Origin of the sequence: Nocardia sp. 348MFTsu5.1 (genome assembly GCF_000383535.1) — a bacterium.
In the GTDB taxonomy this organism is placed as follows: Bacteria; Actinomycetota; Actinomycetes; order Mycobacteriales; family Mycobacteriaceae; genus Williamsia; species Williamsia faeni.
In genome coordinates this window covers 23,866-37,401 of the sequence record NZ_KB911513.1, presented here as the reverse complement: position 1 = coordinate 37,401, position 13,536 = coordinate 23,866, and the positions used below count along the sequence as shown (strand labels likewise).

General features: G+C 64.5%; 13 protein-coding genes and 2 tRNA genes. 10 read left to right on the top strand and 5 right to left on the bottom strand.

Translation table 11 applies throughout. The features are described from left to right. The first annotated feature begins 143 nt into the window (after positions 1-143). The 7 genes from gyrB (at position 144) to H290_RS0110730 (ending at position 8,032) form a co-directional block, all read left to right on the top strand. Entirely contained in the window at positions 144-2,180 is a 2,037-nt protein-coding gene (gyrB, locus tag H290_RS0110765) for a DNA topoisomerase (ATP-hydrolyzing) subunit B (protein ID WP_051121961.1), read from the top strand. 47 nt (positions 2,181-2,227) lie between these two features. Further along, positions 2,228-4,738: a DNA gyrase subunit A gene (gyrA, locus tag H290_RS0110760; RefSeq protein WP_020106806.1), complete on the top strand. Its 2,511-nt coding sequence runs from the start codon at positions 2,228-2,230 to the stop codon at positions 4,736-4,738. 76 nt (positions 4,739-4,814) lie between these two features. Then, on the top strand, positions 4,815-5,909 hold the full coding sequence (locus tag H290_RS31975; RefSeq protein ID WP_028463038.1) for a DUF3566 domain-containing protein: 1,095 nt from the start codon (positions 4,815-4,817) through the stop codon (positions 5,907-5,909). Positions 5,910-5,977: 68 nt separating this feature from the next. Further along, positions 5,978-6,051 (top strand) — tRNA-Ile (locus tag H290_RS0110750). A 158-nt stretch (positions 6,052-6,209) separates the two neighbouring features. After that, positions 6,210-6,282 (top strand) — tRNA-Ala (locus tag H290_RS0110740). A gap of 164 nt (positions 6,283-6,446) precedes the next feature. Beyond that, a complete protein-coding gene (locus H290_RS0110735; protein ID WP_020106803.1) occupies positions 6,447-7,373 on the top strand; it encodes an LLM class F420-dependent oxidoreductase in 927 nt (308 codons plus the stop codon). A 95-nt stretch (positions 7,374-7,468) separates the two neighbouring features. Continuing rightward, entirely contained in the window at positions 7,469-8,032 is a 564-nt protein-coding gene (locus tag H290_RS0110730; RefSeq protein ID WP_020665457.1) for a dihydrofolate reductase family protein, read from the top strand. Positions 8,033-8,042: 10 nt separating this feature from the next. On the opposite strand, the gene H290_RS31970 is transcribed toward H290_RS0110730, so the two are convergent. Together H290_RS31970 and H290_RS30180 are read right to left on the bottom strand one after the other, a co-directional pair. Further along, on the bottom strand, positions 8,043-8,561 hold the full coding sequence (locus H290_RS31970; RefSeq protein WP_020106800.1) for a DUF4190 domain-containing protein: 519 nt from the start codon (positions 8,559-8,561) through the stop codon (positions 8,043-8,045). Positions 8,562-8,784: 223 nt separating this feature from the next. Continuing rightward, complete coding sequence (locus tag H290_RS30180) at positions 8,785-9,399, bottom strand: hypothetical protein (RefSeq protein ID WP_020106799.1); 615 nt, start codon at positions 9,397-9,399, stop codon at positions 8,785-8,787. A 103-nt stretch (positions 9,400-9,502) separates the two neighbouring features. Between H290_RS30180 and H290_RS0110715 the strand changes: the two genes are divergently transcribed. Beyond that, the gene (locus H290_RS0110715) at positions 9,503-10,039 is read left to right on the top strand and encodes a peptidylprolyl isomerase (protein WP_020106798.1); all 537 of its coding nucleotides are present in this window, start codon (positions 9,503-9,505) and stop codon (positions 10,037-10,039) included. A 60-nt stretch (positions 10,040-10,099) separates the two neighbouring features. After that, positions 10,100-10,930 carry a rhomboid family intramembrane serine protease gene (locus tag H290_RS0110710; RefSeq protein ID WP_020106797.1) on the top strand — a complete coding sequence of 277 codons (831 nt, stop codon included), beginning with the start codon at positions 10,100-10,102 and terminating at the stop codon, positions 10,928-10,930. A 22-nt stretch (positions 10,931-10,952) separates the two neighbouring features. Here the strand turns inward: H290_RS0110710 and H290_RS0110705 are convergent, their stop codons facing one another. Continuing rightward, on the bottom strand, positions 10,953-11,402 hold the full coding sequence (locus H290_RS0110705; protein WP_231373555.1) for a PH domain-containing protein: 450 nt from the start codon (positions 11,400-11,402) through the stop codon (positions 10,953-10,955). A gap of 172 nt (positions 11,403-11,574) precedes the next feature. After that, entirely contained in the window at positions 11,575-11,865 is a 291-nt protein-coding gene (gene crgA / locus H290_RS0110700) for a cell division protein CrgA (RefSeq protein ID WP_020106795.1), read from the bottom strand. A gap of 143 nt (positions 11,866-12,008) precedes the next feature. Between crgA and H290_RS0110695 the strand changes: the two genes are divergently transcribed. Further along, entirely contained in the window at positions 12,009-12,650 is a 642-nt protein-coding gene (locus tag H290_RS0110695; RefSeq protein WP_028463033.1) for an aminodeoxychorismate/anthranilate synthase component II, read from the top strand. A 21-nt stretch (positions 12,651-12,671) separates the two neighbouring features. Here the strand turns inward: H290_RS0110695 and H290_RS0110690 are convergent, their stop codons facing one another. Next, positions 12,672-13,475 carry a FadR/GntR family transcriptional regulator gene (locus H290_RS0110690; protein ID WP_020106793.1) on the bottom strand — a complete coding sequence of 268 codons (804 nt, stop codon included), beginning with the start codon at positions 13,473-13,475 and terminating at the stop codon, positions 12,672-12,674. Positions 13,476-13,536 lie beyond the last annotated feature (61 nt).

Sequence of the window (13,536 nt, the reverse complement as noted above, 5' to 3'; positions counted from 1 at the left end):
TGGCGATGTAAGGAGCGGACGCACTCGTGGCCGACAGCACCGAACCCCAGCAACCGGCAGCCCCGGAACCGGCCCAGACCCCGGTACCGGCGAAGAAAGCCCCGGCAAAGAAGAAGGGGAACAGCGAATACGGTGCAGACTCGATCAGCATCCTCGAGGGTCTCGAGGCGGTCCGGAAACGGCCCGGTATGTATATCGGCTCCACCGGTGAACGCGGTCTCCACCACCTGATCTGGGAAGTTGTCGACAACTCGGTCGACGAGGCGATGGCCGGACATGCCACCCGCGTCGATGTCACGCTGCGCGCCGACGGCGCCGTCCAGGTGGTCGACGACGGCCGCGGTATTCCGACCGGAATGCACAAGACGGGTATTCCGACCGTCGAGGTCGTCATGACCCAGCTGCACGCCGGCGGCAAGTTCGACTCCGATTCCTATGCGGTGTCCGGCGGATTGCACGGCGTGGGCATCTCCGTGGTCAACGCCCTGTCCAAGACAGTGGAGCTCGAAATCGACCACGCGGGCTACTCGTGGGAGCAGACCTACACCAACGCGGTTCCGGGTGAGCTCAAAAGGGGTGCGCCGACAAAGAAGACCGGCACCCTGGTCCGGTACTGGGCCGATGACTCGATCTTCGAGACCACCACCTACAGTTTCGAAACCATCGCGCGGCGTCTGCAGGAGATGGCCTTCCTCAACAAGGGCCTGACCATCACCCTGACCGATGAGCGCCCGAAGTCCATCGAGGCCGGCGACGGCGAGGCCCTCGAGCATGCCGAGGCCCCCAAGTCCGAAGACGAACTCGCCGCCGAGGCCGACAACACCGAATTGGGTGATTCGGCCGTCGATGGCGAGACGGCGAAGCCCGAGGTTCACAGGGGCAAGAGCCGCACCCGGACGTATCACTACCCCGGCGGTCTCGAAGACTTTGTGGCCCACCTGAATCGGACCAAGCAGCCGATCCACACCTCGATCGTCGGCTTCACCGCCAAGGGCACCGGCCACGAGCTCGAGGTTGCGATGCAGTGGAACGGTGGCTACGCCGAATCGGTGCACACGTTCGCCAACACCATCAACACCCATGAGGGTGGCACCCACGAAGAGGGTTTCCGCGCCGCACTGACCACCACGGTCAATCGCTATGCGCTGGACAAGAAGCTGGTGAAAGAGAAAGACGGCAAGCTGACGGGTGACGACATCCGCGAGGGTTTGGCCGCCGTCATCTCGGTGAAGGTCACCGATCCCCAGTTCGAGGGTCAGACCAAGACCAAACTCGGTAACACCGAGGTCAAGAGCTTTGTGCAGAAGGTGAGCAACGAACACCTCTCGCACTGGTTCGAGGCGAATCCGGCCGAGGCCAAGATCATCATCAAGAAGGCGCTCGATTCTGCGCAGGCCCGCCTCGCGGCCCGCAAAGCCCGGGAGTTGGTGCGCCGCAAGAGCGCCACCGACATCGGCGGTCTGCCCGGCAAGCTCGCCGACTGCCGTAGCAAGGATCCGAGCAAGTGTGAGGTCTACATCGTGGAGGGCGACTCGGCCGGCGGTAGTGCCAAGTCCGGTCGCGACTCGATGTACCAGGCGATCCTGCCGATCCGCGGAAAGATCATCAACGTCGAGAAGGCCCGGATCGACCGTGTTCTCAAGAACACCGAGGTCCAGTCGATCATCACGGCGTTCGGTACCGGTATCCACGACGAGTTCGACATCGCGAAACTGCGGTACCACAAGATCGTGTTGATGGCCGACGCCGACGTTGACGGACAACACATTTCGACCCTGCTGATGACACTGCTGTTCCGCTTCATGCGGCCGCTCGTCGAGCACGGTCACGTGTACCTGGCGCAGCCGCCGCTGTACAAGCTCAAGTGGCAGAAGGGTGCCGCGCCGGAGTTCGCCTACTCCGACCGTGAGCGCGACGGACTGCTCAAGGCCGGTGCCGAGAGTGGCAAGAAGATCAACAAGGACGACGGTATCCAGCGTTACAAGGGTCTTGGTGAGATGAACGCCAAGGAACTGTGGGAGACCACGATGGACCCCTCGGTCCGTGTTCTTCGTCAAGTGACACTCGACGATGCCGCCGCCGCTGATGAGCTGTTCAGTGTGTTGATGGGTGAGGACGTGGTGGCGCGCCGCAGCTTCATCGCGCGCAACGCGAAAGACGTTCGCTTCCTGGACGTCTGACGTCAGACGGCAACCTCACCCCAACCTGATACAACGAAAGTGAAACGATGACCGACACCACCTTGCCGCCCGACAGTGGCGAAGGCGACCGCATCGAACCGGTAGACATCCAGCAGGAGATGCAGCGCAGCTACATCGATTACGCGATGAGCGTCATCGTGGGCCGCGCCCTGCCCGAGGTCCGCGACGGCCTCAAGCCCGTCCACCGCCGGTTGCTCTATGCGATGAACGACGCCGGATTCCGGCCCGACCGCAGCTACGTGAAGTCGGCCAAGCCGGTCGCCGAGACGATGGGTAACTACCACCCGCACGGCGACACCGCGATCTACGACGCCCTCGTGCGTCTGGCGCAGCCGTGGTCGATGCGTTACCCGCTGGTCGACGGCCAGGGCAACTTCGGATCTCGCGGTAATGACGGCGCGGCCGCCATGCGTTACACCGAAGCCCGTCTGACGCCGCTGGCGATGGAGATGCTGCGTGACATCGACGAGGAGACAGTCGATTTCACTCCGAACTACGACGGCAAGACCCAGGAACCGACGGTCCTGCCGGCTCGTGTCCCCAACCTGCTGATCAATGGTTCCAGCGGTATCGCGGTCGGTATGGCGACCAACATGCCGCCGCACAACCTGGGTGAGGTCTCCGACGCGATCTTCTGGGCCCTCGACAACTACGAGGCCGACGAAGAGAGCACGCTGGCGGCCTGCATGGAGTTCGTCAAGGGACCCGACTTCCCGACCTACGGTCTCATCGTCGGTGGACAAGGTATCCGGGATGCCTACACCACCGGCCGCGGCAGTGTCCGGATGCGCGGTGTGGTCGACATCGAAGAGAACAAGGGCACCACCACCCTGGTCATCACCGAACTGCCGTACCAGGTGAACCCGGACAACATGATCCTGTCGATCGCCGAACAGGTGAACGAAGGAAAACTCAAGGGCATCAGTCGTATTGACGACGAGTCCTCGGATCGTGTGGGTATGCGCATCGTGGTCACCCTGCGTCGTGACGCGGTGGCCAAGGTCGTGCTGAACAACCTCTACAAGCACAGCCAGCTGCAGACCAGCTTCGGCGTCAACATGCTCTCGATCGTCGACGGTGTGCCGCGCACCCTGCGGCTCGACCAGATGATCCGGTACTACGTGGCGCACCAGATCGAGGTCATCATCCGGCGAACCCGCTACCGGTTGCGGAAAGCCGAAGAGCGGGCCCATATCCTGCGCGGTCTCGTCAAAGCCCTTGACGCCCTTGATGAAGTGATCGCCTTGATCCGCCGGTCGGAGACCGTCGATCTGGCTCGCACCGGGTTGATGGACCTGCTCGACGTCGACGAGATCCAGGCCGACGCGATCCTGGCGATGCAGCTGCGCCGCCTCGCCGCCCTCGAGCGTCAGAAGATCATCGACGAACTCGACGAGATCGAGGCGTATATCGCCGACCTGCAGGACATCCTGGCCAAGCCGGAACGTCAGCGCGCGATCGTGCGGGACGAACTGCGCGAGATCGTCGACAAGTTCAGCGACGATCGCCGCACCAGGATCATCGCGGCAGACGGAGATGTCTCCGACGAGGACCTGATTGCCCGCGAAGACGTGGTCGTCACGATCACCGAGACCGGCTACGCCAAGCGCACCAAGACCGACCTGTACCGCAGCCAGAAGCGCGGCGGCAAGGGCGTGCAGGGTGCGGGCCTCAAGCAGGACGACATCGTGCGGCACTTCTTCGTGTGTTCCACGCACGACTGGATCCTGTTCTTCACCACCAAGGGCCGGGTGTACCGGGCGAAGGCGTACGAACTGCCCGAGGCCAACCGGACCGCGCGCGGACAGCACGTCGCCAACCTCCTGGCCTTCCAGCCGGAGGAGCGCATCGCTCAGGTCATCCAGATCAAGAGCTACGAGGACGCGCCGTACCTGGTGCTGGCGACCGTCAACGGACTGGTCAAGAAGTCGCGTCTGGTCGACTTCGACTCCAACCGTTCCGGTGGCATCTTCGCGATCAACCTGCGCGGCGAGGACGAACTGGTCGGTGCACAGCTGTGCAGCGCCGACGATGACCTGCTCCTGGTGTCCACCAAGGGTCAGTCGATCAGGTTCTCCGCGACCGACGACGCACTGCGCCCGATGGGTCGGCAGACCTCGGGTGTCCAGGGGATGCGCTTCAACGACGAAGACCAGTTGTTGTCGCTGAATGTGGTCCGTGAAGGCACATATCTGCTGGTGGCGACCTCCGGTGGCTACGCGAAGCGCACCGCGATGGACGACTACCCGGTGCAGGGTCGCGGCGGCAAGGGTGTGTTGACCATCCAGTACGACAAACGTCGCGGTGCCCTGGTCGGCGCATTGATCGTCGACGACGACAGCGAGCTCTACGCGATCACGTCGGGTGCCGGTGTGATCAGGACAGCGGCGAAGTCGGTTCGGAAGGCTGGGCGCCAAACCAAGGGCGTCCGCCTGATGAACCTGGGCGAAGGAACTACGCTCTTGGCTATTGCCCGTAACGCTGACGAACCGGAAGAACCGATCGAGCAGCCGACCGGGCCTGCCGGCAAGAACTAGGCCGGGAGAGAAGTAGCACCGAATGGTCGGAGCAGGCGAAGTGCTCCGCGAGACGACGCCGAAGGCAAAGGAACGCATGAGCACACCCAACGAGCCCAAGGATCCGAAGACCGCAGGCGACTCGGCCGGGTCCAGTGGGCCAGTGCAAAGGCCGGCTTCGTCGGGCGGAGCGGGCGCGCAAGCGCCTGCTTCCGGCAGCAACGGCACCCGTCCGGCCGTCTCGGTGCAGGATCAGCCGGCGCGGGGTGCCGAGACCGGCCCCAACAAGGTGCAGACGTCCGGCGACGTGACGAAGGCGCAGCCGGTGGCCTCACCGGCTCCGTCTCCGACGACGGGTCCGACCACGGCACCGGTACAGGGTCGTCCGACCGGCACCGGTCCCGGCGGGGTGCCGCCGTGGCAGCGTGCCGGCGCGGGGCCCGGTCCGGGCCGGCAACCGTCGCCGGGTCCTGCGGGAGGGCCTGGCAAACCGCCGCCTCCGGCCGGTGGCCAGCCGCCTCCGGGAGCTGTCAACCAGCCGCCTCCCGGCGTCCCGACGCAAGGTCGGGGTCCGGCGGGACCGCCTCCGGGGCGTCCGTCCTCGGGTTCGGGCGCGCCGGGTCAGCAGGGTGGCCCCTCGACCGTGAAACGTCCGGTGATCACCGGAACCGCGGCGCCCAAGCTGATCGATGGTCCGACGAGGAACATCGATCGCCGGGATCTGGTTCAGGAAGAGCTGCCGGATCTCGATGCCATCCACCATCCCGAAGCCACGCCGGCGCCGATACAGCCGATCTCAGCCCTTCCGACGCACGGTGTGGCGGGTGCGCCGCTGCGCGCTTCGGTACAGCTGCGCCGGATCGACCCGTGGGCGGCCTTCAAGGTCTCGGCCGTGCTGTCCGTGGCGTCTTTCTTCGTCTGGATGATCGCGATCGGTGTGTTGTATCTCATCCTCGACGGCATGGGTGTCTGGGATCAGGTCAACAGCTCGTTCGGGACCCTGGTGTCGAGCGACACGACGACCGAGTCGTCATTTGAGGTCAGCGCGGGCGGTGTATTCGGGATTGCAGCGTTGATCGGGGCCGTGAACGTGATTTTGTTCACAGCGTTGGCGACAGTTGGTTCGTTCATCTACAACCTGTCGTCCGATCTCGTCGGCGGACTCGAGGTCACGCTCGCCGATCGCGACTAAACAGGGCCGTTTGACCAGCCGTTTTGTTGTCTTGGGCCGACGTCGGGTAATCTCTGAAATCGGTTCAAGGGCCTATAGCTCAGGCGGTTAGAGCGCTTCGCTGATAACGAAGAGGTCGGAGGTTCAAGTCCTCCTAGGCCCACTGTGACCATGAGTCCGTACCGCGGATGAACCCGAAACGGAGCGTGATGAAGTTCGTTTTGATCACCGCCGCGGCCCTGGCACTCGTGGTCGCCGGTTTGCTTGCCGAGTCTCGTCGCAACTTCGAGATTTGGCACGGACTGCCCGAAAGTTAGATCCGGGGCCTTAGCTCAGTTGGTAGAGCGCTGCCTTTGCAAGGCAGATGTCAGGAGTTCGAATCTCCTAGGCTCCACAGAAAAAAAGTGACCACCTTCCCGATGCCGGGGAGGTGGTCTTTCTTTGTCTCGAAGACGTGCATCCGAGCCGAATTACATCGGTGTGATTGTTTCACGGGAAACATGTCGGCATCGAGGCTGGAGTTGATGAACCCACGGTGGTGCGACAAGAGTGGGAGGCATGGAATTACGTGTCTTCGTCGAACCACAGCAGGGTGCCACGTACAGCGATCAGCTCGCCGTGGCCCAGACCGCAGAGGCAGCCGGATATGGTGCCTTCTTCCGGTCCGACCACTACCTCGCGATGAATGTCGAGGGCCGGCCCGGACCGACCGACGCCTGGACCACGCTCGCCGGAATCGCCCGGGAGACGTCGACGATCCGTCTGGGCACGCTGGTCACGTCGGCGACGTTCCGTTACCCGGGCCCGCTGGCGATCACTGTCGCGCAGGTCGACGAGATGTCGGGGGGCCGCGTGGAGTTCGGCTACGGCGCGGGCTGGTTCGAGGCCGAGCACAACGCGTACGCGATCCCGTTCCCGTCGCTGGGTCAACGGTTCGATCGGCTGGAGGAGTCGCTGGCAATCATCACCGGCCTCTGGACCACGCCGGTGGGGGAGACGTTCTCGTATAGCGGTCAGCAGTACTCGGTGACCGATTCGCCGGGGCTGCCGAAGCCGGTTCAGAGCCCGACTCCGCCGATCCTGCTCGGCGGTCAGGGCAAGAAGCGGACGCCGGCCTTGGCCGCGCAGTACGCCAGTGAGTTCAACATCCCGTTCGTCTCGGTGGAAACGGCGGGGGAGGCCTTCGGGCGGGTCCGGGAGGCGTGCACCGACCGCGGCCGGTCACCGGACGATTTGGTGTATTCGGCGGCGCTGGTGGTGTGTGCAGGTGACGATGACGCCGAGGTGGCCCGACGGGCGGCGAAGATCGGCCGGGAGGTCGATGATCTCAAGGCGGGCGGACTCGCCGGATCTCCGGATGAGATCGTCGACAAAATTGGCACCTACGCGGCGATCGGTGCATCGAGGATCTACCTGCAGGTGCTCGACATGGCAGATCTGGCGCACATCGAATTCATCGCCGACAAGGTCATTCCGCAACTCTGACGGACGCTGCCCTGAGGGGCGGATCTCGCACCGATCAGTTTCGTGCGGTGAACCGGTCTTCATTGGCGACAACGGCTGACGGAAGGCATGGCGCGATGCGAAAACTGATCTACGGCATGAACCTCACACTGGATGGCTACATCGCCGCGCCCGGCGACGACCTCGGGTGGAGCGAGCCGAGCGACGAGCTGTTTCAGTGGTGGCTCGATCAGGAGCTGGCGATCGGCCTGTTCCTGTATGGGCGCAAGCTGTGGGAGGCCATGAGTTCCCACTGGCCGACCTTCGACCAGCAGCCCGATGCCACCCCGGCGGAAATCGAGTTCGCGCGGAACTGGCGGGACACACCGAAGGTGGTGTTCTCCTCGACGATCGAAAAGGTCGACTGGAACGCCCGCCTGTTCACCGGCGATGCGGTCGCGGAGATCACCCGGCTCAAGGCGCAGGACGGCGAGCCGATGAGGGTTTGTGGGGCCACGCTCGCCGGGGCGGCCATGCGGGCCGGGCTGATCGACGAGTACACGATCGTGACCCATCCGGTCCTGGTGGGCGGCGGCGCGCCGTTCTTCACCGCGCTGGATAGTTGGGTGAACCTGAACCTGGTGGAGACGCGGACGATTTCCGGCGGGGTGGTTATGACGAGGTACGAGACGAGGCGCTAGGCGCGTTTTTCTAGCTGCCGGAACCAACGATGTAGAAGTAACCGCCCAGGACGAGCACGGTGGCCGCCAGATAGAGGTAGCCCACCCACAGTGCCGCGATGGCAAAGGCGTCGCCCTGCTCACCCGTGCGGCGGATCTGTGACCGCGCAACATGGCCGCACACGATCCCGATGATGAACGTCACGCCGATCACCGACAGGATCAGCGCCACAACCGAGAGGGTATTGGTCTTGTTGGCCCGCGAGGTGGGTGCGGGGGTCATCTCTGCTCCGGATTCGTGGTCCTCGACGCGGTCGGTGGCGGAGTAGTCGTCGTAATTGTCATGTCGACGATCTGCCGGGTCGGCCGTCTGTGAGTAGGCGTTGCCGTCTCCGGTGGCGAGGCCACCGATACCGGCGGCCGGTCCGCTCAGTGGGGCCGGTGAGGCGTGCGGCGGTTGCTGCCGCCGCGGAGGCTGCTGTGGGCCGGTCTGCCCTGGTCCCGGCGCCGGCCGATAGGGCGAACCCTGCGCGGGTCCCGAACCTGCCACCGGCGGAGCGGGGCGGTTCGGGGCCGACTGATGGCCGGGCGGAGGTCCTGGGCGAACAGCCTGCGTGGCAGGCCCCGTGCCGGGATGCGGGGGCTGCCGATAGCCGGCGGGAGGGGCACCCTGAGGTCCTCGCTGCTCCCATGCGGGCACGGGCGCACTGCGCCGCCGGTCTGGGTTCCCGTTCTCAACACTCACGGATGCCACGGTACCCGTCTGCCCGATTTCAGCTTCCGGTCTGGCCGTTGGACGACGGTGATGCGGGCGCGGTAACCGGCGCCTCGTCCTCGGCCACCGGAACATCGGTCAGCCGGGGTGGAGCGGCCGCAACCGACGGCGGGGCCGGGCGGCGACGACGGGAGATCGCGAAGACGGCGGCACCCGCGGCGACGACACCGACCGCGATGAGGGCGATCTTCAGACGACGACGAGACGGCTTGATCGTCGCGACCTGCTCCGGCAGGGCGTCGGCAAGACCGGTGCGTTGCAGACCCGACACCACGGTCGGATTGCTGATCTGCAGGGGAAAGGCGTCGGCGGCGCGGTGACGGTATTCGTCGGTCAGCCGACGGGCGTCCGCGGCGAGTTCGACTTCCTTCGAATACGCTTGGCCACCAATCTTTTTCGCACCGGACCAGGCGGCTGCACCGGTGCTGCGGGTGGCGTTGCCTGCGGTGTTGAAGGTCTTGCGGATGCCGACACCACTGAGTCCGAGTGATCCCCGGGTGACGTTCGACAGGCCTGCGAGGCTCTGCTGTGTACCCAGCCGAAGGCGCTGACCAGAGGTCAGTGCGATCGCCCTGTCACGTACTGCTTTCAGATCGGATTCGAGTGTGCTCATGAAACCTCCTCGGGTGAAACCAGCGGGATTGGGTCCACCCTAGTGCCTATCCGTCAGAGGATCTGGGCGGTTGCGTCCGTCGCCGGAAGGACGAAGTGGCACCATGGTGGGCGTGACCACAGCATTGAAAACCGCAACCGCGACCCTGCACACCAATAACGGTGACATCAAGATCGCCCTGTTCGGTAACCACGCACCCAAGACGGTTGCGAACTTCACCGGCCTGGCAGACGGCTCCAAGGACTACTCGACGGCCAACGCGTCGGGTGGAGACAGCGGACCGTTCTACGACGGCGCCGTCTTCCACCGGATCATCTCCGGCTTCATGCTCCAGGGCGGTGACCCGACCGGAACCGGCACGGGTGGCCCCGGCTACCAGTTCGAGGACGAGTTCCACCCGGAGCTCACCTTCAACCAGCCGTACCTGCTGGCGATGGCCAACGCCGGACCGGGCACCAACGGTTCGCAGTTCTTCATCACCGTCGGCCCGACCCCGCACCTGAACCGCAAGCACACCATCTTCGGTGTCGTCGAGGACGAAGAGTCGAAGAAGGTTGTCGATGCGATCGGCGCCGTCGCCACCGATCGTCGGGATCGGCCGCTCGAGGATGTTGTCATCGAGCGGATCTCCATTTCCTGACCTCTTGTGACATTCCAGCCCCCGTCCTCCCCATCGCCGTCGCCGCCGACACAGGTATGTGTGCGGCACCCCGATCGGCCGACGGGACTGGCGTGTAGCCGGTGCGGGCGTCCGGCCTGCCCCGATTGTCTGACCCCGGCCGCAGTCGGCCAACATTGCGTCGACTGCGTCCGGGCTTTCGGCCGGCAGGTTCCGACGGCCCGCACCATCGGTGCCAAGACCGCCTGGGCCACCTACGCACTCATCGCGATCAACAGCGCGCTGTTCCTGATCGCCTCGGCCCAGGCGCGCAGCATCACCGAGGTGCGTTCGTCCGAGGTGTTCGTCGACGGAGCCCTGTGGGGTCCGTTCATGGCCTCCGGCGAGTACTGGCGCCTGTTGACCGCCGGATTCCTGCACTTCTCGTTGATCCATGTCGGGGTCAACATGTTCTCGCTGTACATCCTGGGTCGCGACGTCGAGCTGACCTTGGGCACCGCCCGTTTCCTGGGGATCTACCTGACATCTCTGCTCGGCGGCAGTGCCATGGTGATGCTGCTCGGCGACCCGCTGGCAATCAACGCCGGTGCCTCGGGGGCGATCTTCGGTCTGATGGGCGCCACGCTGATCGTGGTGCTCAAAGCCAAGATCCCGGCCTCTGGTGTGTACGGCATCATCGGATTGAACGTCGTGCTCTCGTTCACGATCCCGGGCATCTCACTGTGGGCGCACCTCGGCGGTCTCGCATTCGGCGCCGCAGCGGCCGCCGGCATCGTCTACGGCCCGCAGTTGCTGCCCGCCGATGCGCGCAATCCACGCAATGCGAACGCCGTCGGGTTCCTGGCGATGGGCGTGCTGATCGCGGTGGCACTGGCCATCGGCATCGTCAAAGCCATGACACTGACCTTCTGAACGAGGCCCTGCCCCGGTAGGTCTAGCTGCGCTCTTCGACCGTCAGGCCGGCCGCCCGCAGCGCATCGGCAACATCAAGCGGGCTGGTGCCCAGATCCCAGCGTCCGTAGATGACCAGACGTTCCCCATCGTGGCCGCGCTCGTCGTCCAGATCGAACTCCAGGTGCGGTACCCGGCGCCCGAACCGGGGATAGGTGATCAGCTGTGCCCGGCGGACGTCGTCGAAGGAGTAGCTGCACGTGCCGCGAAAGAGGGTGCGGATGTGGATCCGCCGACCTTCGACGGCCAGTTTCGGCCGGACCCACAAACTCAGTCCACCGATCACCAGCAGCAGCACCGCGGCGATGAGCATCAGGAACATCCCCGCCGGATCCGTGCTCGACAGCAGTCCGGCACCGCCGAGGAATAGACCGCCGAGCACCATCAGGATGCCCATCGGGGTCGGCGAGGCCCATTCCAGGCGTGCGTTCACAGAGTTATCCACAGGCCTTATCCACATTGAGGATGAATTACACACATGTTGTTCCACAGCTGTGAATCACTGAAAAAGCAGCTCAGCGTCACATCACTCCACAGGGGTTATCCACAATGGGGATGAATTACACACATGTTGTTCCACAGCTGTGGATCAAAATCGGTGCTGGTCAACGCCACTTCATCGTCATCAGGAGGCCGGCGACCATGAAGCCGAATCCGATCAGGAAGTTCCAGGCGCCGAGCTCGTACATCCAGTTGAGGGCCTTGCCCGGGGCACCGAGAGATTCGGGCGTGGCGACAAGGTAGAAAACGATCAACCAGGCCAGGCCGATGAGCATCAGACCGAGCATCACCGAGACGAAGAGCGTGCCGGACGGACCGGCCTTCACCTTCACCGGTGTGCGGCTGGCAGGGTTGATCGTGTAGTCGGTCTTCTTGCGGACCTTTGACTTGGGCATGACTTCCTCGGTTCGCGGTCTCTAACGTTTCCCTATAACCTAACCCACCCGTCGCCGGTGCCACAGTTTCGTGGTTACCGGAAAGTGGCGTGAGCTCGCCGAATCGACCCAGGTAGCCTGACGACGTGAACTCCGGCGCTCCTGTGCAGATCCTGGTTGTCGACAACTACGACAGCTTCGTCTACAACCTTGTCCAATATCTCGGACAGCTCGGTGTGCATGCCCAGGTCTGGCGCAACGACGATGCGCGGCTCGATGATCCCGCGGCCGCAGTCGCGCAGTTCGACGGCGTCTTGCTCTCGCCCGGTCCCGGCACCCCGCAACGTGCCGGCGCGACCATGCCGCTGGTGGGTGCCGCTGCCGCTGCCCGTACCCCGTTGCTCGGTGTCTGCCTGGGCCATCAGGCCATCGGCGCAGCCTTCGGCGCCACCGTCGACCGCGCACCCGAACTCCTGCACGGCAAGACCTCACTGGTGAACCACAACAATGAAGGTGTACTGGCCGGTCTGCCGAATCCGTTCACCGCCACCAGGTATCACTCGCTCACGGTGCTGCCGGAGACCATTCCCGACGAGCTCATCGTCACCGCCCGCACCGACACCGGAATCGTGATGGCGATGCGCCACCGAGAACTCCCGATCCACGGGGTGCAGTTCCATCCGGAGAGCGTTCTCACCCAGGGTGGTCACCGGATGCTCGCCAACTGGCTGACGGTCTGCGGGATGGCGGTACCGGACGGTCAGGTCAGCACCCTCGAAGCACAGGTCGCAGCGGCGCTCGGCTGAGCGACCTCAGCGAACCGGGGCTCAGATCCGTGAGCGCCGGCTCGTCTGGATGGCCTGCCGTGACATGGCCGCCGAAGCGTTGACGATCCGGTCACCGAAGCGATCGAGCACGTACGCCTGGGTGGCGGCCAGATGTCCCCGGGCCAGGCGCTCGGCTTCCTCGGCTCGCCCGGCCGCGATCTCTTCGACGATCCGCCGGTGAGCGCAGACGGCCTCTGTCGCTTCGACGTCGGAGGGGTACTCCCCGTGCCTCGCGCTGTGGTCGGCCCAGGCCTCCTCTTGCGCGGACCACAACGCGACATAGCTTCCCACCACGTACCGGATGGTCGCATTGGGTGTGAAGGACACGATGAGGTCGTGGAAACTCCTCGCGGAATGGGTGAACGCCGATCCGTTCGAGAGGAGTTCTGCCGACTCGTGGACAGCATTCTCCAGGGCCGGAACGACCACATCTGCACGGTCTTCACGCTTCGCGCATTCGGCGGCGCACATCGGTTCGAGCATCTGCAGGCCGACCGATAGGTCAGTGAGGGTGACTCGCGCTGCCTGCAGGGAGAGCCCGAGGTGATACGCCGCCGACATCTCGTCGGGCCGGTGAACTTCGGCTCCACCGACGTTGCCGCGGCGGACCGTGACCAAACCCTCGGTCTCCAGGATCCGCAGGGCCTCCCGGATCGATGGATAACTGACACCGAAGTCTCTGACCAGCTGTTCCTGCGTGGGCAGCTGGTAGTCCTCGTTCTCCAGGATCTGGTCGCGAATCTCTGCGGCGACGGTTTCTGCGATCCGGCGCTGCGGGACCCGACCGTTTCTGAGGGTGGTCATACGGACCGCATCTGGTACATCATCAGACCCTATTCGAAATCGGGCACGACCATACAAGTAT